The sequence below is a fragment of the Pantoea agglomerans genome (assembly GCF_020149765.1).
Taxonomy (GTDB): Bacteria; Pseudomonadota; Gammaproteobacteria; order Enterobacterales; family Enterobacteriaceae; genus Pantoea; species Pantoea alvi.
Map to the genome: position 1 here is coordinate 138,623 of NZ_CP083810.1, position 21,789 is coordinate 160,411.

Annotated in this window: 15 protein-coding genes and 9 pseudogenes; 15 read left to right on the forward strand and 9 right to left on the reverse strand. The window is 53.2% G+C overall.

From position 1 onward, the window contains the following. Nucleotides 1-455: 455 nt before the first annotated feature. A pseudogene (locus LB453_RS22830) lies at nt 456-1,079 on the reverse strand (NAD-dependent epimerase/dehydratase family protein). Between the two features lie 97 nt (nt 1,080-1,176). Here LB453_RS22830 and LB453_RS22835 point away from each other — a divergent pair. Beyond that, nucleotides 1,177-2,070, forward strand: a pseudogene (locus tag LB453_RS22835) (LysR family transcriptional regulator). Nucleotides 2,071-2,318: 248 nt separating this feature from the next. Here the strand turns inward: LB453_RS22835 and LB453_RS22840 are convergent. Together LB453_RS22840 and LB453_RS22845 are read right to left on the reverse strand one after the other, a co-directional pair. Next, nucleotides 2,319-3,016, reverse strand: a protein-coding gene (locus tag LB453_RS22840; RefSeq protein ID WP_224481786.1) for an IS1-like element IS1A family transposase whose coding sequence is annotated in 2 segments (ribosomal slippage) — nt 2,319-2,767 and nt 2,767-3,016 — 699 coding nt in all. Because the reading frame shifts where the segments join, the coding sequence is not laid out codon by codon here. Nucleotides 3,017-3,071: 55 nt separating this feature from the next. Further along, nucleotides 3,072-3,895: pseudogene (locus LB453_RS22845) on the reverse strand (IS3 family transposase); the annotation flags it as partial. A gap of 298 nt (nt 3,896-4,193) precedes the next feature. On the opposite strand from LB453_RS22845, the pseudogene LB453_RS22850 reads away from it, so the two are divergent. Together LB453_RS22850 and LB453_RS22855 are read left to right on the forward strand one after the other, a co-directional pair. Next, nucleotides 4,194-4,591 (forward strand): annotated as a pseudogene (locus LB453_RS22850) (VOC family protein). Nucleotides 4,592-4,961: 370 nt separating this feature from the next. After that, a complete protein-coding gene (locus LB453_RS22855) occupies nt 4,962-5,570 on the forward strand; it encodes a DsrE family protein (protein ID WP_048783021.1) in 609 nt (202 codons plus the stop codon). A 178-nt stretch (nt 5,571-5,748) separates the two neighbouring features. Here the strand turns inward: LB453_RS22855 and LB453_RS22860 are convergent, their stop codons facing one another. Next, nucleotides 5,749-5,937, reverse strand: a complete 189-nt coding sequence (locus tag LB453_RS22860) for a hypothetical protein (protein ID WP_051905675.1) — start codon at nt 5,935-5,937, stop codon at nt 5,749-5,751. Between the two features lie 395 nt (nt 5,938-6,332). Between LB453_RS22860 and LB453_RS22865 the strand changes: the two genes are divergently transcribed. Continuing rightward, complete coding sequence (locus tag LB453_RS22865) at nt 6,333-6,641, forward strand: hypothetical protein (RefSeq protein WP_224481789.1); 309 nt, start codon at nt 6,333-6,335, stop codon at nt 6,639-6,641. 952 nt (nt 6,642-7,593) lie between these two features. Here LB453_RS22865 and LB453_RS22870 read toward each other — a convergent pair. From LB453_RS22870 to LB453_RS22880, 3 genes and pseudogenes are all read right to left on the reverse strand, one after another. Next, nucleotides 7,594-8,877, reverse strand: coding sequence for a globin domain-containing protein (locus tag LB453_RS22870; RefSeq protein ID WP_103797718.1), 1,284 nt, complete (start codon nt 8,875-8,877; stop codon nt 7,594-7,596). A 116-nt stretch (nt 8,878-8,993) separates the two neighbouring features. Next, nucleotides 8,994-9,691 (reverse strand): IS1-like element IS1A family transposase gene (locus LB453_RS22875; protein WP_224481786.1). Its coding sequence is split into 2 segments (ribosomal slippage): nt 8,994-9,442 and nt 9,442-9,691, totalling 699 coding nucleotides; the frame shifts between segments, so codons are not numbered across the junction. Between the two features lie 53 nt (nt 9,692-9,744). Next, a pseudogene (locus LB453_RS22880) lies at nt 9,745-10,104 on the reverse strand (integrase); the annotation flags it as partial. Between the two features lie 196 nt (nt 10,105-10,300). Between LB453_RS22880 and LB453_RS22885 the strand changes: the two are divergent. Both LB453_RS22885 and LB453_RS22890 read left to right on the forward strand, forming a co-directional pair. Further along, nucleotides 10,301-11,209: a LysR family transcriptional regulator gene (locus tag LB453_RS22885; protein ID WP_103797720.1), complete on the forward strand. Its 909-nt coding sequence runs from the start codon at nt 10,301-10,303 to the stop codon at nt 11,207-11,209. Between the two features lie 133 nt (nt 11,210-11,342). Then, complete coding sequence (locus LB453_RS22890; protein ID WP_043016095.1) at nt 11,343-11,849, forward strand: polyketide cyclase; 507 nt, start codon at nt 11,343-11,345, stop codon at nt 11,847-11,849. Nucleotides 11,850-12,196: 347 nt separating this feature from the next. Here the strand turns inward: LB453_RS22890 and LB453_RS22895 are convergent. Beyond that, a pseudogene (locus LB453_RS22895) lies at nt 12,197-12,880 on the reverse strand (AraC family transcriptional regulator); the annotation flags it as partial. Nucleotides 12,881-12,912: 32 nt separating this feature from the next. Here LB453_RS22895 and LB453_RS22900 point away from each other — a divergent pair. From LB453_RS22900 to lldD, 7 genes and pseudogenes are all read left to right on the forward strand, one after another. Then, nucleotides 12,913-13,812 (forward strand): annotated as a pseudogene (locus tag LB453_RS22900) (IS5 family transposase); the annotation flags it as partial. 55 nt (nt 13,813-13,867) lie between these two features. Beyond that, nucleotides 13,868-14,565, forward strand: a protein-coding gene (locus LB453_RS22905; RefSeq protein ID WP_224481786.1) for an IS1-like element IS1A family transposase whose coding sequence is annotated in 2 segments (ribosomal slippage) — nt 13,868-14,117 and nt 14,117-14,565 — 699 coding nt in all. Because the reading frame shifts where the segments join, the coding sequence is not laid out codon by codon here. 21 nt (nt 14,566-14,586) lie between these two features. Continuing rightward, on the forward strand, nt 14,587-14,700 hold the full coding sequence (locus LB453_RS22910; RefSeq protein WP_374044267.1) for a flagellar biosynthesis anti-sigma factor FlgM: 114 nt from the start codon (nt 14,587-14,589) through the stop codon (nt 14,698-14,700). Between the two features lie 11 nt (nt 14,701-14,711). Then, complete coding sequence (locus LB453_RS22915; protein WP_033755977.1) at nt 14,712-15,155, forward strand: flagella synthesis protein FlgN; 444 nt, start codon at nt 14,712-14,714, stop codon at nt 15,153-15,155. Nucleotides 15,156-15,649: 494 nt separating this feature from the next. Then, nucleotides 15,650-17,299: an L-lactate permease gene (gene lldP / locus LB453_RS22920; protein ID WP_033755975.1), complete on the forward strand. Its 1,650-nt coding sequence runs from the start codon at nt 15,650-15,652 to the stop codon at nt 17,297-17,299. Further along, nucleotides 17,299-18,060 carry a transcriptional regulator LldR gene (gene lldR / locus LB453_RS22925; protein WP_048786607.1) on the forward strand — a complete coding sequence of 254 codons (762 nt, stop codon included), beginning with the start codon at nt 17,299-17,301 and terminating at the stop codon, nt 18,058-18,060. The genes lldP and lldR overlap by 1 nt, the downstream gene beginning before the upstream one ends. Before the next feature lie 12 nt (nt 18,061-18,072). Next, the gene (gene lldD, locus LB453_RS22930) at nt 18,073-19,257 is read left to right on the forward strand and encodes an FMN-dependent L-lactate dehydrogenase LldD (RefSeq protein WP_048786605.1); all 1,185 of its coding nucleotides are present in this window, start codon (nt 18,073-18,075) and stop codon (nt 19,255-19,257) included. A 71-nt stretch (nt 19,258-19,328) separates the two neighbouring features. Here the strand turns inward: lldD and LB453_RS22935 are convergent. Next, nucleotides 19,329-19,892: pseudogene (locus LB453_RS22935) on the reverse strand (methyl-accepting chemotaxis protein); the annotation flags it as partial. 54 nt (nt 19,893-19,946) lie between these two features. On the opposite strand from LB453_RS22935, the gene LB453_RS22940 reads away from it, so the two are divergent. Then, nucleotides 19,947-20,644 (forward strand): IS1-like element IS1A family transposase gene (locus LB453_RS22940; RefSeq protein WP_224481720.1). Its coding sequence is split into 2 segments (ribosomal slippage): nt 19,947-20,196 and nt 20,196-20,644, totalling 699 coding nucleotides; the frame shifts between segments, so codons are not numbered across the junction. Between the two features lie 813 nt (nt 20,645-21,457). Beyond that, nucleotides 21,458-21,652: pseudogene (locus LB453_RS22945) on the forward strand (phage integrase family protein); the annotation flags it as partial. Nucleotides 21,653-21,789: the final 137 nt, after the last annotated feature.

The following is a 21,789-nucleotide window of genomic DNA, read 5'->3' on the forward strand; positions in this document are numbered from 1 at the left end:
GCTCCGTTGGCAATATTTCGGGACAGTGTACAGAGTGTCCTGCTATGTGCAAGATTTTTGCGTTTTCAGTGAAAAATTGTACAGAGCATAATATTTTGTTCATTCACCTTGCCAAATGACAATCTGGCTGTTTTTTGGGCGGAAAAGCAGTGCGGAAAGATAATGAGGAAGGTTGAAAAGTTGCCAGATTACCCATGCTCTTTTCAAATATAAGTTGCTGAAATATATTCTTTTTTATTAATTATTTCACATTGAAATTCCCATGGCGTTAAGTGATCTGCGGTCACGGCGACTCTCGAAATAAAAAAACGCCAGTGTAAAGCGCACAGGTGCGGAACAGTGGATTATGCATTGCGATATATGCGGCGTGTAAATGGATAACCGCGCAGTACAAAGGTTTGAAGACGAAGAGAAGAGACCAGCGCTGGCATATCAAGGATAACCGCAGCGAATCATCAGGAGATAATACGGGCGGCTCTGAGCTGAGAGAATAAGCTAAAAAACATCTCGTCATTCGCGCATGACTGCGTAAAGCCAGTCCGGCGCAGTTTGCTGCCATCACCGAACATATCGTCGTCCCAGCCGAAAACGAATTCTGCGAACTGCCCATCGCTAAGTCGCAGAATATCTGCTTCCTGCAGCTTATATCGTTCAGCTATAGCACGCCAGGATCGCTCTTGCGCGCCGGCGTTTTAAACGGGCCGAAGTGAGCGCCGTAAACTTTATAGCCCTGCATCAGGCTGACATTCTCCAGTGAAGCGACGAGTTCCACATTGCTCATCAGATTGCGTAATATAGTGACGTTCGGTTCAACCATCGCACTCCAGTTCGCTGCATTCAGCCAGGCGTTATAGAAGATATGCGTCACCGACAAAGCGGTTGCAGCGCTTGGGCGCTTTACAGTGCGCTGAGCAGGTCGACATTTACTGTCATAACGTTATATGCATGCGCTTCAGCACGGCGTGATAGCCCGATAATCTGCCATTTTTTAACCAGCAGGGCGTTAACCATCTGGCTGCGCCGACAATGCCGCTGGCGCCTGCAACCAGCGCGACTTTAGGCGTATCTTTCTGCGTCATCTCTGTTCTCCTGAGTAAGAAAGAAACAAAGTGTGCTATATGTGATTTTCTGCACATGTCCTCTGAACAAGATGACACTTATAAGAAAAACGCTTAAATGAAGAATAAGCTCAGTACGATTGCAACCTTTCTAGGGGTAGCACAAGCGGAATCGTTCTCCGAAGCAGCGCGTCAGTCTGGCATAACGCAATCTGCTTTCAGCCAGAAAATTGCCGCGCTCGAATAGGAACTTGTCACGATTTTGCTGCACCGCACTGCGGGTTAAGGTGCATACCGAGCAGGGCGAATACTACCGCCGTCAAATAGTGCCGCTCCTGGAAGCGATGTAGGAAATCGAAAATCAGCTGCGACTCAGACAACAGCAGTTGCGGGGTATATTACATATACAGCTGCCAAACGGGCTGGGACAGCTTTTTCTGCCGCACCTGCTGACGCTGCAAAAAGATAATCCGGATCTAAACCTGACGCTGGCACTTGATGAACGCCTGTCAGAGCTGGTAAGTGAAGGCGTAGATGTAGCGCTGCGGCTCAGCAGCGAGTAGCCGGATACGCTTACAGCGCGCATGCTGGCATGCATTGAAACGCTATTATTTGCAGCGCCCGATTTAGCGCCGGTTGAATCGCTGGCGGAAGTGGCTAGGCTGCCTCACATTCGCTTCAGGGACATCTCGCAGGCATCGCCGCTTCCTTTGGTAGCAGATAATGAAACGGTTGAGCTGATGGTCAATACCATTTTTCACGCAAGCAACAGCGAAGGGCTGCTTCAGGCACTGTAGACCGGTATCAGCGTTGTGGGTATACAGCTGCTGCTGGCTGCGAAGGCGTTGCAGTCCGGCGAACTGGTTAGAGTACTACCGATCTAGCGTCTGCCAGATCGTTTTTTATATGCGGTCTTTCCTGATGCCCTTTTATTCCCTGGTGAATCAGGCACATCGTGCAGCTGGGTGAATCTTTGCTGAGGGATCTGCCTAGGATGACATTTTGTTCTTAAACGAAAAATGAGAGGATATGAATTAAGACATTTACTCAGACGCTTGCTTAAACCTGCTCCGATAGAATGAAAATGAATGGTCTTTCGGCAAGCGCAGCTGGCTGGCGTCGGTCGTATAAAAACTACCGCGTAACGTCTCTGGGATTTATAAAGAATACGTACCCGCTAACAGGAAGGAAAAAGGGCGCTTTTTTTCTTTGATCCTGCGTTTGAAGGCGTACATTGTTTGCCACGGTAATGACTCCAACTTATTGATAGTGTTTTATGTTCAGATAATGCCCGATGACTTTGTCATGCAGCTCCACCGATTTTGAGAACGACAGCGACTTCCGTCCCAGCCGTGCCAGGTGCTGCCTCAGATTCAGGTTATGCCGCTCAATTCGCTGCGTATATCGCTTGCTGATTACGTGCAGCTTTCCCTTCAGGCGGGATTCATACAGCGGCCAGCCATCCGTCATCCATATCACCACGTCAAAGGGTGACAGCAGGCTCATAAGACGCCCCAGCGTCGCCATAGTGCGTTCACCGAATACGTGCGCAACAACCGTCTTCCGGAGCCTGTCATACGCGTAAAACAGCCAGCGCTGGCGCGATTTAGCCCCGACATAGCCCCACTGTTCGTCCATTTCCGCGCAGACGATGACGTCACTGCCCGGCTGTATGCGCGAGGTTACCGACTGCGGCCTGAGTTTTTTAAGTGACGTAAAATCGTGTTGAGGCCAACGCCCATAATGCGGGCGGTTGCCCGGCATCCAGCGCCATTCATGGCCATATCAATGATTTTCTGGTGCGTACCGGGTTGAGAAGCGGTGTAAGTGAACTGCAGTTGCCATGTTTTACGGCAGTGAGAGCAGAGATAGCGCTGATGTCCGGCGGTGCTTTTGCCGTTACGCACCACCCCGTCAGTAGCTGAACAGGAGGGACAGGTGATAGAAACAGAAGCCACTGGAGCACCTCAAAAACACCATCATACACTAAATCAGTAAGTTGGCAGCATCACCGGGATTACGGCGCCATACAGCCATCAGCAGTGCGTTCAGGACAATGTCCTTTGTCATCCGGGATTGCATGGACCAGCCGATAATTTTGCGTGAGAACAGATCAACAACCACGGCAAGATACAGCCAGCCTTCGTGGGTCCTGATGTAGGTTATGTCCGTTACCCAACGCTTATCCGGAGCATCCGGATTGAACTGTCGCTGGAGCCTGTTGGGCGACACGATACTGGCCTCGCCTTTACGTGCCCGCGGGCTCCGGTATCCGACCTGAGCCTTTATCCCGACACGTTTCATCAGTCGCCAGACTCTGTTCACTCCGCACTGTTGCCCGCTGTCCCGCAGATCCAGATGGATTTTGCGATAACCATAGACGCATCCCGATTCCAGCCAGAACTGTTTAATCTGTCCTGTCAGTCTCAGGTCTGCCTGATGGCGTTGTGAATGCGGCTGCTGAAGCCAGGCGTAAAAACCACTGGGATGAACATCCAGCACCCGACAGAGCAGGCGAACAGGCTAGCAACAGGTGTTGTCACGGATAAAGGCGTACCTCAGTCGGACAGCTTTGCGAAGTACGCCGCGGCTTTTTTTAATATGTCCCGTTCGTCGGTAACCCGCTTCAGCTCTTTCTGGAGACGGCGGATCTCGGCCTGAGCATCTGACTGTTCTTTATTAGCGGAAGAATCCGGACCGTACTTCTTTATCCAGGCGTAAAGGCTGTGGGTGGTGATATCGAGACGTGTTGCAACGCTGGCAACAGAATAACCGCGATCAACAACCTGTTTGACTGCTTCAATTTTAAACTCTTCGGGATAACGCTTACCGCTCATGGGCACCTCTCTTTAAGCCATCTTAAATGACTCTGAGGTGTCTGTTAAACCCGTGGCGATTCATTTTCCCCGCCCTGAGCGGGTTTTTTTGTCCTGAAAACGGATGCGTAGCCTGAAGGTATGAAGCGAATCCACCACAACTATTCGGCACTAAGGCGTAAAAAGCTCTCTGCATGTTTTTGTCATGGACTTACCGGAAACATCTTTTGGGTTACCTTCTTCGCGGCAGTTCTTGACCGCACTGTTATGTTAAAAGAGAGTGTTCAGGCAGTTGTACCTGAAACCTGACGGCGCAGAAATGAGAACGCAAAAGCGATCCATGGGATATGTGGCTATGTGGTCGATGACTATGACCGCGAGATTGAGTATTACGCCGACAAGATGGGTTTTTCCCTGGTTGAGGACACACCGCAGCCAGGTAAACGCCGGGTTGTCGTTACACCTAACTTGGAGAGCCACTGTAATCTTCTCCTGACCCACACTTCAAACGAGAGGCAGGAAGATTTTATTGGCAATCAGTGTGGTGGGCGGGTATTCCTGTTCCTGCAGACCGAGACTTCCGGCGTGGCTACACCGCTATGAAAACAAAGGGCGTTCACCGCTGTCAGAAGCCGTGTGAGGGGGAGTATGGGGGGCGCTGTGTTTTATGACATTTATGGCAACCGCTGGGATCTCCACCAGAGCGCTCAGCTCTGATAGCTATGCGACTGCGCACGTCCGGTGCGTGGCCGGGATGCTATATTCAACGTAGTGGACATTTTCAGTCATCATGAGTGAAACGTCTGCTACCCGCTCATACCGGATTCTGCAACTGCGACAGTCCGCTATGTGCAGAAGCGGGCGTTGTTAACATCTTGCTATAGTCAATTATAGAGAGCAGCCCAAACTGGCTATCCTGGAGCGCGATTTGATCCCGCTGCTTAAGAATAATCTGTAAAATTAACAACCTGGTAAGAAAGTATAAAGTAAATGTACGGCTTGCTAGCTGATGCCAAAATGTTTTTGTTAATGTCTTTCTTCACTAATATAAACAGGGCGCTCATGCTCAAGGCGCCCGGAGGGAAACATGCGTTCTGTTATAACTGGAGCACTAATTGCAATCACGAGCGGGCTTATGGGAGCTGCGCTTTGTAATAATCATGCTTTTTTCAAAAGCCTGACTGATCATCCTGCCAGTGTTTCAAACGATCAGTCCGCTGGCTTCTGGATTACACCGGCCGTGAAGGGTTATGGCGAAATCCACTATGAACGCAGTGCTGCCTTCCAGCCCACCCCAGACCTGAGCAATAAAATCGTTTTCAAGGTGGGGCAGGCCGGAGACAACACATCATTGCCGAATCCGGCCCTGGAAAAAGTCGCGCAGGTGGTTAATCTCTATGTTGCAGCCGGGGTTCCCACCAACAAACTCAGATTTGTCGTTGCGGTGAACGGTGGCGCAACGCCGGCGATGCTTGATAACGTGCATTATCAAAAAATATATGGCACTGACAACCCAAACCTTAAGCTCATTTCGGCCCTTCAGAGCCAGGGAGTCAAAGTGAGCATATGCGATCAGGCTATCGCCTGGCATCATTATAAAAAGAACTGGATCGCTGGCTCGGTTATACATACGCCTTCCGCTCTGACCACAATAACAACCTTACAGAACAGGGGTTATGCCTTCCTGGAAATGTAAAGCGGATTGGCAGGCCTTGTTGAATAAATGGAAGGTAGCCTTATTGCGCCTTTCGTCAGATAATTTTCTTAAACCACCTTACACATGCTCAAAGCCTTACTGATATGCAATAAGCCGCTTTTATGTCAGTGATATTACTTCAGTAACACCGCTCCATGTCGCGCCTATAGTAGAAAAGTTATTGACTCCAGCTCAGGTCGGAAACATCAGCAGTCGTGATGAGGTAAAACGCTTTCCCGCCGGCGGACTCAAACAGGCTGGCAGCTTTTTTAATATCATCAACATGAACGGCAAAATGCTGGATGCGGTAACCGCTCAGGGGACCGAAGCCTGCCTTGCTCTCACAGAAAGAAGGCAGCGACTGCAAGCGTCAGGGAGAAAGATGCCTGGCGGAACATTACCCGCGACGTGGTAAAAGCAGGTGCAACTCCGAGTCGCATTCGCTGCACTTCCAGTGCTGATGCTGTCAGCATGCGGCGGCAGTCCTTCGAGGTAGCTAATAACATTACAGCGTTTGGTTAATCTCTTCAGTAAACTCAGCCAGGCGGGAAAGGTCAGCGATGCCGATTTCCCATCAGACATGAAAGATGAACAGCGCGTCAGAATGCTTCGGCTCAATGTTTAACGGTGGTGGGCATGGTACATGGAGGCAAATCAGTTACTCTTCACAGTACAAAAGTTGATTTAAAACTGGTCTCGTAAGTTTAAGTAGACTAGGGTTCAGGCGGAAAACAGCTGATAATTGAGGTCGTTTTGTTTACAGTGGAGCTGGATACTGTAGTTTATGCTTTTCAGATAAGGCAGCTTGCTGCAAGGCATCAGTCCGGAGAGGATTTGAGGCAGATCAAGAACCTGGTGGATGATGTCATAAGGTCTATGGAGGTAAATCTTAAGTATCATTATCATTATCATTATCAGAATCGCTTACACCTGAAGATGTGGTCCGAACTCTTCAAAAACCTCAATACCTTTACGAATAAATGTTCAGATCCTGACTGGATGACTGTCATCGCCTATGCCAGACGGCAGGTGAGCCGCAAAAAGGGCGCCGCAAAGGCCAGGCTCAAGTAAATACAGACCTCGGCTCGGTCATTGTATTTGATAACCCGATACAGGTTTACCGCCTGGCTTTATTAAAAAGGTCGGCCGGCCGGACACTTCAGGCACGCTAAGGCGCTGAAGCTGCGCCGAACCTGCCGCTAAAAGCATGGAAAACCCTTAACAGGTTTTGAGGTTTGATCAATTCCTGAACCTGATGAAAAAAATAAGAGTGCAATATGGGAAAATATTTTTATCTTTCAAGGCAATTCGAAGTCACGGGTGCTTTGTTTGTACATACAGCTGGGTGTAAATCACTGCCTGGCGTTGAAAATCGCGTTTTTTTGGGCACTTTTTACCATACCCGGGACGCAATGAAGGTAGCGAAATCCAGGGATGCTGAGGCGAGGCCTTGTCCTAGATGCTTTACTTCCCTCTATAAAACATGAATCTGCTGACTACGATCTAATCGGGATAACACCACGCAATCATCTTTGAGCTTTGGAAGAGGGCAGACAGAAATAAATTTCTTATTCTTAAGCGGGTCAGAATGTACTTTCTTTCCCGCTCCGGTCAGGCATTTTGCAAAAGAAAAGAGAATGCAGTTTATTCCGAGCATAAGCGTTTCCGTTTTTCATCTGCAGCATAAACCGCGTATTTCCGGACGCTTATGAACATGGTGAACATGTCATTCATAAACGTGACGTTTTTAACAGGCTTTGTTGTGTGCATTCATTTTTTGCATGGCCTGAAATCAGGCTGCCTCTGCAAACGGTAAGAAAGGTACGCTGCCCGGTTTCATGTGCCCTGCGTAAGTTTTCAGAAAAGCCGTTCCTGTACCTCCTGGCAACGACAGGAAAACCTTGTCAGATGGAAAAGGGACAGCAGAACAAAGCGCTGGGCGGCGGTCAGCGCCCTGTCCCGGTTACAGGGCAATAATTTTTTCGGTAACGCTCAGGCACCTTTTCCTGGGATGATTTACGGATTACAGGTGAACGCCACCTGTGGTAAACGCTTCACTGAAGATCCTCTCCGGTGGGATCCCCAGACGGAGCAGGGCCTGGTATTGCTCCTGCATAAAAGGTACCGGCCCGCAAAGGTAATAGTCAGCCTCTTTCGGTAAACAGGCAGCAGGCATTTCATCCAGCTTAAGACGTCCTTGCATGTGGTAGTTTTTGCCGGCAACCTCACCTTCTTTGACATTTTCATAAGCGATAAACAGATGAAGATTTCTGTTCCGGCGCGCTAAATTCTCCAGCTCTTCACGCAGGGCATGGGCCTCTGAACTGCGGGCCGCATGGATAAAATAAATATCTTTTTTGGCCTCTGACTGCTTTTCCGTGATGGCAGAGTCGCCTGTACCGGCAGCAGAAGATAAATTTGGGTCCGCATGTTCTGCAAGCAGGTGGTTTACCATTGATATCATTGGGGTCAGTCCGACGCCTGCGCTGATAAGAACATTCGTATTATCCGGGTTCAGAAGGTAAAAGTTTCCGGTCGGGGCGCTGAGTTCAACGATGTCACCTTCCTGAACAGCATTATGCAGCGTTGAAGAGACGTAACCGGGATCCTGCCCTTCGATACGGGGATCTTCGCGTTTTACGGATATACGCAGATAATTATCAGCAGGACTGCTCGAAAGACTGTACTGGCGGGGTTGTCTAATCCCCAAGGCAGGTACCATAACCCGGAGCGTGATATACTGGCCCGGTTTATAAGGAGGCAGCGCCTGTCTGTCCTTGGGGACAAGATAAAATGATGTAATTTCGGCACTTTCCATGACTTTTCTGTCCACAATAAAATCACGCCAGCCAACCCAGCTGCCGCTGGTATTTTTATGCTCCTCATACAGTTGTTTCTCCGTCGCGATAAAAATATCAGCCAGCTGCTGATACGCTTCCGCCCAGGCCCTGATTAATTCATCATCCATGGAGATATTAAGCACTTCACTGATGGAATGGAGCAGATTTTCGCCAACAGTATCATAATCAGGAGTCTGTATATTCAAACTGACGTGCTTATGGCAGATAAGCTCAATAACCGGTGCCAGCACACCGGGATTATCAATATTTTCAGCATACGCCAGCACTGCGCCAGCCAGCGCTTTGGCCTGAGCACCGCTTCGCTGATGCCCCATATTAAACGTTTCTTTCAGGTCAGGGTTGTTTTTTAACATTCTCTTGTAAAAATAATCGGTCAGCGCCACTCCGTTTTCTTTCAGAACGGGGACTGTAGCTTTAACCTGTTCTTTTTGTTTTTCACTTAACATATTAACCTCACAATGCCTTCATGCTGCCGTAACGAATAAACTGAACCCAGAGTTTAGTATGGCCGAGTCAGGCCTTTCCACCCTTAAGCATAATCACAGACGGTAATGGTCCCAACTTATTGATAGTGTTTTATGTTCAGATAATGCCCGATGACTTTATCATGCAGCTCCACCGATTTTGAGAACGACAGCGACTTCCGTCCCAGCCGTGCCAGGTGCTGCCTCAGATTCAGGTTATGCCGCTCAATTCGCTGCGTATATCGCTTGCTGATTACGTGCAGCTTTCCCTTCAGGCGGGATTCATACAGCGGCCAGCCATCCGTCATCCATATCACCACGTCAAAGGGTGACAGCAGGCTCATAAGACGCCCCAGCGTCGCCATAGTGCGTTCACCGAATACGTGCGCAACAACCGTCTTCCGGAGCCTGTCATACGCGTAAAACAGCCAGCGCTGGCGCGATTTAGCCCCGACGTAGCCCCACTGTTCGTCCATTTCCGCGCAGACGATGACGTCACTGCCCGGCTGTATGCGCGAGGTTACCGACTGCGGCCTGAGTTTTTTAAGTGACGTAAAATCGTGTTGAGGCCAACGCCCATAATGCGGGCGGTTGCCCGGCATCCAGCGCCATTCATGGCCATATCAATGATTTTCTGGTGCGTACCGGGTTGAGAAGCGGTGTAAGTGAACTGCAGTTGCCATGTTTTACGGCAGTGAGAGCAGAGATAGCGCTGATGTCCGGCAGTGCTTTTGCCGTTACGCACCACCCCGTCAGTAGCTGAACAGGAGGGACAGGTGATAGAAACAGAAGCCACTGGAGCACCTCAAAAACACCATCATACACTAAATCAGTAAGTTGGCAGCATCACCGGTTAGTTCCGACCCGAGACCGGAACAAGAAGTCTTTACTGTGCAAATTGCCAAGCTTTATCAATGCAGCAACAGCTTGTCTTGTCCCTTTGGTTATTTCAAATTGCACAGGGCTACCGGTTTTCTGCTGCAACACCGTTGCTCTGCTTGAAACCGAGCTACAATATGCCACATCAGATACTTTGAGTTTGACCAGATCACAGCCTCGAAGTTTACTGTCCAGGGCCGTATTGAACAGAGCTAAATCGCGCGTTTTACCTTCCAGTTCAAGCCGGATTCGGATCCCCCAGATATGAGGTATCTGAAGTGGTCTTTTTTGGCCGATGATACGGTCTTTGTTCCACGGTGACGTGTTCATACTCAAATCTCCTGCAATGTGGGAGATTTGAGTATGGTTGTCCCTTATGAGCTGAAGAGCGGACTTATCCGTACAAGGCCTACCATCCAGAAATGGAAGTTCCCCCAAAAGGAAAACACTCGCAAACCTTCTAGACAACCTTTTCCCGAGCATTTAGCCTGAATTAAAATTTTAATATCTGTCAGGCTAGTTCATTATGAAAAATGATATCAGAACCCTCGACCTTAACCTTCTTAAGGCCCTTGATGCATTACTGGATGAGGGAAGCGTGACTCGGGCTGCACAGCGCCTCTCACTGACGCAGCCTGCCGTCAGTGGTATGCTTATTCGCTTGCGTGATTACTTTGACGATCCACTCTTTGTTCGCACCAGCCACGGTATGGTCCCCACAATGCGGGCCAACGAACTTTCTACGCCGGTAAAACAAATCCTCACCGATATCGCTATCCTGCTGAAACCAAAGAAATTTGATCCCGTGACGGTGGAACTGACTTATACCATCGTCGCAACGGACTATGCACTTAAGGCTGTTGTCGTTCCGTTGATGGCTGAGCTAAAACAACGTGCACCGTATATTAAAATCGCCGTGCGGCCCGTGGACAATGAGCGAATGTATCAGCAGTTATCTCGGGGTGAAGTTGATCTGGCTTTGATAACACCGCAAACAACCCCCGAAGACCTGCATGGAAGAGCGCTCTATGAAGAAGATTATGTCTGCGTAGCACGACGTCATCATCCTCTGGCAGCGAGTTCAGAAATGACGCTCGAACAATTTTGCAAACAGGAACATATTCTGGTGTCTTCAGAAGGTAACTTCACCGGTGTTACAGATGAAGCACTGGCTAAGCTCAGTCTGACACGACGAGTAGGCATGTCAGTTAATAGTTTTCAGATGATACCTGATATATTACAAGTGACTGATATGATTGCAGTTGTACCTCGCCGCATGGTCCTGACTAACAACGATCTCATCATTCTCCCTTTGCCCCTGAAAGTACCCGGCTTTACCAAAAGCATGGCCTGGCATGAGCGAACCCATCGTGACCCAAGTCATCAGTGGATTCGTGCTTTATGCGCAGAAGTAAGCCAACATCCCGCGTCATGATATAATTTATCTTATTAAGAATATAAGTAATGACAATTCGCCTTATAACTCCATTGCACCAATAATCACTGTCATCACGTTACTGCCGTAATGACACACGCAGTGCACTCAACTATAGCAATTGGAGAAATTTATGAACGCGATTAACTGGCCAGAAGGCTTTGTTCCGGGTTTTACCGATAACTTTGTTTCTAATGAAATGATCATCTCAGGTCTGAACGTCAATGATGTCTGGCCGCTCCTGAGTCAGCCATTGCTATGGCCGGAATACTATAAAAATTCCGCCGATGTGCGCTTTTATGACAACAAAGGTCCAGAATTGGAAAATGGGGTTCGCTTCTACTTCAGCACGTTTGGTTTCCCAGTTGAAGCTCAGGTTGTGGAGTTTGTTCCACCTGCTGAAGGTAAACCTGCTCGTCTGGCATGGCACGGATGGGCCGGTGAAAAAGATACCGCTCAACGACTCGATGTCCATCATGCGTGGCTACTGGAGGATCTTTCCGGTCACAGGGTCCGTATCCTAACGCAGGAAACACAGAACGGAGTGCCGGCAAAAGATCTGGCAAATACCCGCCCGAACCCAATGCTTAATGGTCATCAGGAATGGCTTGACGGCCTGATTCGAGCAGCAAAGAAATAATAAACCGCTTTCCACAGTCATATCACTGAGGCTGCACTTCCCCGCAGCCTCAAGAATATTTGCCCGTTTGCTATTGCACTTGATTACAGGTAAATCATGTAACCCCCGCAAGTGACACCGCGCGGCCATATCTGTAATGTCCCCTCCTGGCACGCAGCGGACAGGCTTCGTGACCATCATGTCTGCTCCTGGCACAAAGCGGACGTTATTGTTCCAGCATTGTTTCTTCACCCTAGCCATGCAGTGCTTATTCTACCGTCAACACAGCCACTGCCATGCGTCTGTTCAGTCAATGGCGCAGGGCAGCCTACAGGCCTGACCCGGTAGCAGCAGGTAAACCGCGCCTGTTAAGTCGGATGATAAAATGAAGGTGGCTGGCCTGTAACCCGACGAAACATCGTCGCGAAGGAAGAGCCATTGTCATAGCCGAGCGACAACGCGACTTCATTCACCGGTGTGCCCGTTAGCAGCAATGCCAGCGCGCTGACCACACAGGCTCGCTGACGCCAGGCGGAAAACGACATGCCGGTTTGCTGCCGGAAATGGCGACGAAATGTGCTGCCGCTCATGAACAGTGTACTGGCCCAGCGTTCGGCCGGATCATGGATGGCTGGCGCGCGTAAAAAAGCCTGACACAGGGCTAACAGCGCGGGCTGCTGCGGCAAAGGGATCTCGAACTCGCGCACCGGCATTGCCGCCAGTTCAAGCAGCATCAAATCTGTCAGCGCCCGATCGCGTACGCTTTCATAGCGCGGCGGCAAATCCACCGCCTCCATCAATAACTGTCGCAAAAGCGGTGATACGGCAATTACTTCGCAGCGACAGTTGTTACGTAAGCTGGCCGCGCATACGGGTTCGATATACAGGCTACGCGTAGTGACCCCCATAAACTTTACTGCATGCAGGGTTTCGGGGGGGATCCATACCGCATGCTGGGGCGGAACCACCCATTCCCCGTCACGGGTTGAAACATGCATCAGGCCGGTTGCGCCATACAGAAGCTGCGCGCGGCGGTGCTGGTGTTGCGGCAGGGCTTTGTTGAATAAATCGAACTTTTGCTGAGTTGAAGGATCAGATCACGCATCCTCCCGACAACACAGACCGTTCCGTGGCAAAGCAAAAATTCAAAATCACCAACTGGCCCACCTACAACAAAGCCCTCATCAACCGTGGCTCCCTCACTTTCTGGCTGGACGATGAAGCGACTCATGCCTGGTATGAGTCGGCAACGCCTTCATCACGGGGAAGACCTCAGCGCTATTCTGACCTTGCCATCACCACCGTCCTGATGATTAAACGCCTGTTCCGGCTGACCCTGCGGGCTGCGCAGGGTTTTATTGATTCCATTTTTGCCCTGATGAACGTTCCGTTGCGCTGCCCGGATTACAGCAGTGTCAGCAAGCGGGCAAAGTCGGTTAATGTCTGTTTCAAAACACCCACCCGGGGTGAAATCGCACACCTGGTGATTGATTCCACCGGGCTGAAGGTTTTTGGTGAAGGCGAATGGAAAGTCAAAAATCACGGCAAAGAGCGCCGTCGTACCTGGCGGAAGCTGCATCTGGCCGTTGACAGCAGAACACATGAAGTCATCTGCGCGGACCTGTCTCTGAACAACGTCACGGACTCAGAAGCTTTCCCGGGTCTTATCCGGCAGACACACAGAAAAATCAGGGCAGCCGCAGCAGACGGCGCTTACGACACCCGACTCTGTCACGATGAACTGCGGCGCAAGAAAATCAGTGCCCTCATCCCGCCCCGAAAAGGAGCGGGTTACTGGCCCGTAGAGTACGCAGACCGTAACCGTGCAGTAGCGAATCAGCGGCTGACCGGGAGTAATGCCCGGTGGAAATGGACAACAGATTACAACCGTCGCTCGATAGCGGAGACGGCCATGTACAGGATAAAGCAACTGTTCGGAGGTTCACTGACGCTGCGTGATTACGATGGTCAGGTAGCAGAGGCTGGTGATGCTGCCAACTTACTGATTTAGTGTATGATGGTGTTTTTGAGGTGCTCCAGTGGCTTCTGTTTCTATCACCTGTCCCTCCTGTTCAGCTACTGACGGGGTGGTGCGTAACGGCAAAAGCACTGCCGGACATCAGCGCTATCTCTGCTCTCACTGCCGTAAAACATGGCAACTGCAGTTCACTTACACCGCTTCTCAACCCGGTACGCACCAGAAAATCATTGATATGGCCATGAATGGCGCTGGATGCCGGGCAACCGCCCGCATTATGGGCGTTGGCCTCAACACGATTTTACGTCACTTAAAAAACTCAGGCCGCAGTCGGTAACCTCGCGCATACAGCCGGGCAGTGACGTCATCGTCTGCGCGGAAATGGACGAACAGTGGGGCTACGTCGGGGCTAAATCGCGCCAGCGCTGGCTGTTTTACGCGTATGACAGGCTCCGGAAGACGGTTGTTGCGCACGTATTCGGTGAACGCACTATGGCGACGCTGGGGCGTCTTATGAGCCTGCTGTCACCCTTTGACGTGGTGATATGGATGACGGATGGCTGGCCGCTGTATGAATCCCGCCTGAAGGGAAAGCTGCACGTAATCAGCAAGCGATATACGCAGCGAATTGAGCGGCATAACCTGAATCTGAGGCAGCACCTGGCACGGCTGGGACGGAAGTCGCTGTCGTTCTCAAAATCGGTGGAGCTGCATGACAAAGTCATCGGGCATTATCTGAACATAAAACACTATCAATAAGTTGGAGTCATTACCCAGGATGTGGATAGCGCGCGCGTCGAAAAGATTAAACAGGCGATGCGCAACGGCGAACTACAGATGGACGCCGATAAAATCGCCGACGCGCTGCTGCGAAATATCCTTGAAGAGGGGTGACAGAGGCGCTCATGGAGAGTTTACAGGCCGCCTTAACCAGGCTGCAGGAAACGCTCAGTGAACTGGATGGCGTGCTGGCCGAAGAGATCAAACAGCTCAGCGGCGCGACTATCCATCCGGTTTCCCTTCAGCACCTTTCCGATATGAAAAGCCGCCTGCTGGCGACTGTCGCCTGGCATGACGAACAGCGGAAACAGCAGGAAGATCGTCTGCAGCTGTTTGCCCCCTATCAGCCGCAGCCTGCGCTGGCCGCACAGTGGAGCGTCATGCTGCCGATGATTAAACGGGCCAGCGAAATGAACCAGCAAACCCGCCAGCTGCTGGAGATGCATCTGCAGCGAGCGCGCCATTTAACCCGCGCGATAGATAAAACGGCGGCGGCCCCCGGGCTTTATACTGCTGGCGGGCAATCGGACTCTAACGGCTCGACGCGCGCTTACGATATTACTATCTAGCCGCCCTGGGGTGGCGGTCTTTACCCTCCTTTCCCGCTGTGCGATGGCGGTCTTTAACGCCCCTTTCCCGCTGTGCGATGGCAATACTTAATGCCCCTTCCGCCGTGCGATGGTGAGCTTTAACGCCCCTTTTTCGTTAGCGGGGGCTCTCCTGCTCCGCCATGCGATAACCGGCTGACGCCACGAAATAGCTCTTCGCGGCCTCATGGCGCTCCTGATGCTACCGCCCGCTGGCCGCTTCAGCGGCGCTAAACGCTTTGCCGCCTGCACGCCCGCGAAATTGGTCATACCAAAACCTGTTGTTTGTGACAAATCTTCCAGCCTCAAATGAAAGTTTTAGCGAAAGATTGCATTCATCCCCGCACCAGATAAACAATTCTTTAACATTTACGCGCTTTTTGGTCTGACCAGCCTTGCGGCTGCGTGCTGTCTGACTGCGGCGCTCCCCGACCGCTGCCGTTTACAGGCAGGCACTCTTCTGGAGAATCAGGATCATGCAAAACTGGCAGCAACTTTACGATCCGCTCGATAATATCTGGCTGTCGAGCCTGATTGCGGCGCTTCCCATTCTCTTTTTCTTTTTCGCGCTGACGCGGCTGCGGATGAAAGGCTATCTCGCCGGCACCATCACGGTGCTGATCGCGCTGGCGGTGGCGCTGCTGTTCTACCGTATGCCGATCGACCAGGCGCTCGCCTCCGCCGTTTACGGTTTCTTCTACGGTCTGTGGCCTATCGCCTGGATTATCGTCGCCGCGGTGTTCGTGTATAAAATTACGGTGAAAACCGGCCAGTTTGGCATCATTCGCAACTCCATTTTGTCGATTACCGAAGATCAACGCCTGCAGATGTTGATCGTCGGCTTCGCCTTCGGATCCTTTCTGGAAGGCGCCGCCGGCTTCGGCGCGCCGGTGGCGATCACCGCCGCGCTGCTGGTCGGTTTGGGCTTTAAGCCAGTCTACGCCGCCGGGCTTTGCCTGATTGTGAACACCGCGCCGGTCGCCTTCGGCGCGATGGGCATTCCGATTATCGTCGCCGGCCAGGTCACCGGCGTGGATGCAATGGCGATCAGCCAGATGGCGGGGCGCCAGTTGCCGTTCCTGACCATGATCGTGCTGTTCTGGGTCATGGCGATCATGGATGGCTGGCGCGGGGTGAAAGAGACCTGGCCTGCAGTGGTGGTCTCCGGCGGCTCTTTCGCTATCGCCCAGTACCTGACCTCCAACTTCCTCGGCCCGGAGCTGCCGGACGTGATCTCCGCACTGGTCTCCCTGCTCTGCCTGACGCTGTTCCTGCGCGTCTGGAAGCCGGCGCGCATTTTCCGCTTTGCTGGCGAGGAGGAAAGCGGCGAACCGCAGCGCGTCGAGCGCTACAGCGCGGCGCAGGTGATGCGCGCCTGGATGCCGTTCCTGTTTTTGACGCTGACCGTCACCCTGTGGAGCATTCCGCCGTTTAAGGCGCTGTTCGCACCCGGCGGCGCGCTGTATGACTGGGTCTTCTCTTTCGCCGTGCCGTTCCTGCATCAGCAAGTGATCAAGATGCCGCCGGTGGTCGCCACCGCCACGCCTTACGCCGCTATCTACAAGCTCGACTGGTTCTCTGCCACCGGCACGGCAATTTTTATCGCTGCGCTGCTGTCGGTGATCTGGCTGCGCATGCGCCCCGCGCAGGCGATAAGCGCCTTTGGCGAAACCCTGCGCGAGCTGGCGCTGCCGATTTACTCCATCGGCGCGGTGCTGGCGTTCGCCTTTATCTCCAACTATTCGGGCCTCTCTACCACGCTGGCGCTGGCACTGGCCCATACCGGCAACGCCTTCACCTTCTTTTCACCGTTTCTCGGCTGGCTGGGCGTATTCCTCACCGGCTCCGATACCTCCTCTAACGCGCTGTTCGCCGCCCTGCAGGCGACCACCGCGCAGCAGATCGGCGTGCCGGAGGTGCTGCTGGTCGCCGCCAACACCACCGGCGGCGTTACCGGCAAAATGATTTCACCGCAGTCGATCGCTATCGCCTGCGCCGCGGTGGGGCTGGTCGGCAAAGAGGCCGACCTGTTCCGCTTTACCGTTAAGCACAGCCTGATTTTCACCTGCATAGTGGGGATTATCACTTCGCTGCAGGCCTGGGTTTTCCCGTGGATGATCCCGTAATGCATGAAGAACAACGCCTGGCGGAGAGCCTGGCGCAACGCCTGAGGGCTTTTATTGACGAGCAGCGGCTGCAGCCGGGCGAACGGCTGCCGGCGGAGCGCCAGCTGGCGCAGCAGCTGACAGTCTCCCGTTCGTCGCTGCGCGAGGCGCTGCAGAAACTGATCAGCGAAGGGGTACTGATCAGCCGGCGCGGCGGCGGCAACTTTATTGCCGAACGCCCGGCGGACTGGTCGGCGTCGCGGCTGGTGATGCCGCTCAGCACCCTGCTGGCGGACGACCCCGGTTACCGCTACGACGTGCTGGAAGCGCGCATCGCCATTGAATCCAGCACGGCGTGGCACGCCGCGCGCCGCGCCACGCCGGAAGACAAAGCGCATATCGAGCGCTGCTATCAGATGATGCTGCAGGTCAGCGATCGCGACGATCCCGACCTGGCTGCCCACTCCGACGTGCGCTTTCATCTGGCGATCGCCGAGGCCGCCCACAACCTGGTGCTGCTGCAGGCGATGCGCGGTCTGTTCGATCTGCTGCAGTCGTCGGTGATGCAGAGCCGTCAGCGGATGTACACCGCGCCGGAGATTTTCCAGCAGCTGGCGGTGCAGCATCAGGCGATCTGTCAGGCGATTATCGCCGGCGATGCCGAACGGGCGCGCAGCGTCACTATCCACCACCTTGAATTTGTTGACGCCACCATGCGCAACCTGCATGAGGAAGAGGCGCGACGGGCGCGCAGTATGCGCATTCCGGACAGTAAAGCGTAAGCGAGGACTACCGTGATTATCTCATCAGCAAAAGATTACCGAGCCGCAGCGAAAGCCAAAGTGCCGCCGTTTCTGTTTCACTACGCCGACGGCGGCGCTTATGACGAGTACACCCTGAAACGCAACAGCGACGATCTGGCGCAAATCGCGCTGCGCCAGCGCATTCTGCGCAATATGTCCTCGCTGAGCCTGGAAACGCAGCTGTTCGGCGAGACGCTATCGATGCCGGTGGCGCTGGCGCCCGTCGGCCTGTGCGGCATGTATGCGCGTCGGGGCGAGGTACAGGCGGCGCGCGCGGCGGATAAAAAGGGCATTCCTTTTACGCTCTCCACCGTGTCGCTCTGCCCGATTGAAGAGGTCGCCCCGGCGATGCAGCGCCCGATGTGGTTCCAGCTCTATGTGCTGCGCGATCGCGGCTTTATGCGCAACGTGCTGGAGCGGGCGCAGGCGGCGGGCTGCTCGACGCTGGTGTTTACCGTCGATATGCCGGTGCCGGGCGCGCGCTATCGCGATGCGCACTCCGGTATGAGCGGCCCGAACGCGGCGATGCGCCGCTATCTGCAATCGGCGCTCTATCCGCAATGGGCCTGGGATGTCGGCATTCATGGCCGCCCGCACGATCTTGGCAATATCTCCGCCTACCGCGGCGAGCCGACCCACCTGGAGGATTACATTGGCTGGCTGGGCAATAACTTTGACCCTTCGATCTCGTGGAGCGACCTGGAGTGGATCCGCGATTTCTGGAAGGGGCCGATGATCATCAAAGGCATCCTTGACCCGGAGGATGCGTGCGACGCGGTACGTTTCGGCGCGGACGGTATCGTGGTATCGAACCATGGCGGCCGCCAGCTGGACGGCGTACTCTCCTCGGCGCGCGCGCTGCCCGCCATCGCCGACGCGGTAAAGGGCGAACTGGCGATCCTGGCGGACGGCGGCGTACGCAGCGGGCTGGATGTGGTGCGCATGATCGCGCTGGGCGCGGATACCGTGCTGCTGGGCCGCGCGTTTCTCTATGCGCTGGCGGCGGCGGGCGAGGCGGGCGTCAGCAATCTGCTGAACCTGTTTGAAAAAGAGATACGCGTGGCGATGACGCTGACCGGCGCGCGCTCGATCGCGGAAATTACCCGCGATTCGCTGGTGCAGGCGGCGGCGCCGATGGAGCCTGACGCGCTGGCGAAGGCGGTAGCCAACGACTAAGGCGAGGCCATAAAAACAGAAAACCCGGCGGAGAGGCCGGGTTTTTTATCTTATCTGCTCACGCCTGAGGCTCAGAACTGTTCCCAGCCCCCCTGTGAGGCGGTCGCCGCGGCCGGCGTCGGCGTCAGCACGCGCGGACGCGGCGCGCTGACCGCCGGACTGCGCTCAAAGCCGCGCTGCGCGGTTTTAAACACGGCCACCGTCTGTTCCAGCTGTCGCGCCTGATCTTCCAGCGACGAGGCGGCAGCGGAGGACTCTTCAACCAGCGCGGCGTTCTGCTGCGTGGTGGTATCCATCTCGGTCATCGCCTGGCCGATCTGCAGGATGCCGCGGCTCTGCTCTTCGGAGGCGCTGGCGATCTCGTTCATGATGCCGCTCACCTGAGAGACGGAGCGCACGATGTCATCCATCGCCTGCCCGGCGCTGCTGACCAGCCGCGAGCCATTATCGACCTTCTGCCCCGCTTCATTGATCAGCGTTTCAATTTCGCGTGCCGCCGTGGCGCTGCGCTGTGCCAGACTGCGCACTTCGCCTGCCACCACCGCAAAGCCGCGGCCCTGCTCGCCGGCGCGCGCTGCTTCCACCGCCGCGTTCAGCGCCAGAATGTTGGTCTGGAAAGCAATACCGTTGATCAGGTGATGCTGCCAACTTACTGATTTAGTGTATGATGGTGTTTTTGAGGTGCTCCAGTGGCTTCTGTTTCTATCAGCTGTCCCTCCTGTTCAGCTACAGACGGGGTGGTGCGTAACGGTAAAAGTACTGCCGGACATCAGCGCTATCTCTGCTCTCACTGCCGTAAAACATGGCAGTTACAGTTCACATACACAGCCTCTCAACCCGGTACGCACCAGAAAATCATTGATATGGCCATGAATGGCGCTGGATGCCGGGCAACCGCCCGCATTATGGGCGTTGGCCTCAACACAATTTTACGTCACTTAAAAAACTCAGGCCGCAGTCGGTAACCTCGCGCATACAGCCGGGCAGTGACGTCATCGTCTGCGCGGAAATGGACGAACAGTGGGGCTACGTCGGGGCTAAATCGCGCCAGCGCTGGCTGTTTTACGCGTATGACAGGCTCCGGAAGACGGTTGTTGCGCACGTATTCGGTGAACGCACTATGGCGACGCTGGGTCGTCTTATGAGCCTGCTGTCACCCTTTGACGTGGTGATATGGATGACGGATGGCTGGCCGCTGTATGAATCCCGCCTGAAGGGAAAGCTGCACGTAATCAGCAAGCGATATACGCAGCGAATTGAGCGGCATAACCTGAATCTGAGGCAGCACCTGGCACGGCTGGGACGGAAGTCGCTGTCGTTCTCAAAATCGGTGGAGCTGCATGACAAAGTCATCGGGCATTATCTGAACATAAAACACTATCAATAAGTTGGAGTCATTACCAGCAGCTGCTTGGCTAAAGTGATTCCTGTTACTGGCTAAATTTAATCTATAGACAACAAGAGCCAAAACCCGTTATCCGGCATTCATGCAATGAAGGCCGGATGACATTACACCTGATCAACATCAGCTATCATCGTTGCAATTGGACAAAGATGGATGGGTACTAAGATCTTCAGGCGAAAAAGATGACTATTCGTGATGATCTGTAATGTGCCACAAGCGGACGTTGGGGATTGCACATAGCGTGTCTGTTAGGGATGCCTTCCTAATGTACTGCGCGCGCCCTTCTCAACCATGACTTGCCGCTGCGACGTTTCAGGGATACGTATTATCTCCAGTCCGTACGTTTCAGTAAAAACGAGAAGTAGAAAGCTGCAGAATGGAGATATCTTTCTTTCGTCCGGTAGCGCGCCTCGTTGTATCCGGAATGACATTTCAGAACCATGAAAACATCAGAGAATACTTCACTGCTGTTCTTCATTCTCCGTGCGACTGGCCGCTTTCTCCTCTGCAGGGGCTGACCGATCTGAGAGACGACCTATATCACCGTAACGGGTATATCAGAACGGGCTCCAGGGTTGACGTCTGCGTCCATGATCTGAGGAATGCCGTTTTGGTTGTGAGAAACATCATTGATACCGCGATAGTCTCCCTGTAGCTGGAAGAATCTTTTTTTATCAATGGCCGCAAGGAAGAGGAGCGCGAATTTATGGCTGCAATGATCGGCAGCGGCTCATCATCAGTAAAGAAACCATGACAGAAATCGTTTCGTACGGATATGCCTAGCCGCCTGCACAGTTGCCTGTGGCCATCGATTATCCCGCGGCGCTGGTCCTGCGTCAGATAGCGGCCCGGCATGACGAGTACCCGCAGTATCTGCCGGAACCGGAAATCAGTGCCCTGCTGCAATACGTGCCGGATCTGCACCGCAAGATGCTGTTCACCACCCTGTGGAACACCGGGGTATGTATCAACGAAGCGATAGGTATCACAGAAGCAATGTCAGCAACGAGTGCCTTATAGTTTCATATCAGCCGCAAGTAGGCCTCTAGATTTAAAGAGGAAATGATTTTATGTGGACAAAGCGTAAGTAGATAAGATATTTCTTATTCCATGAGGTACATTATCCT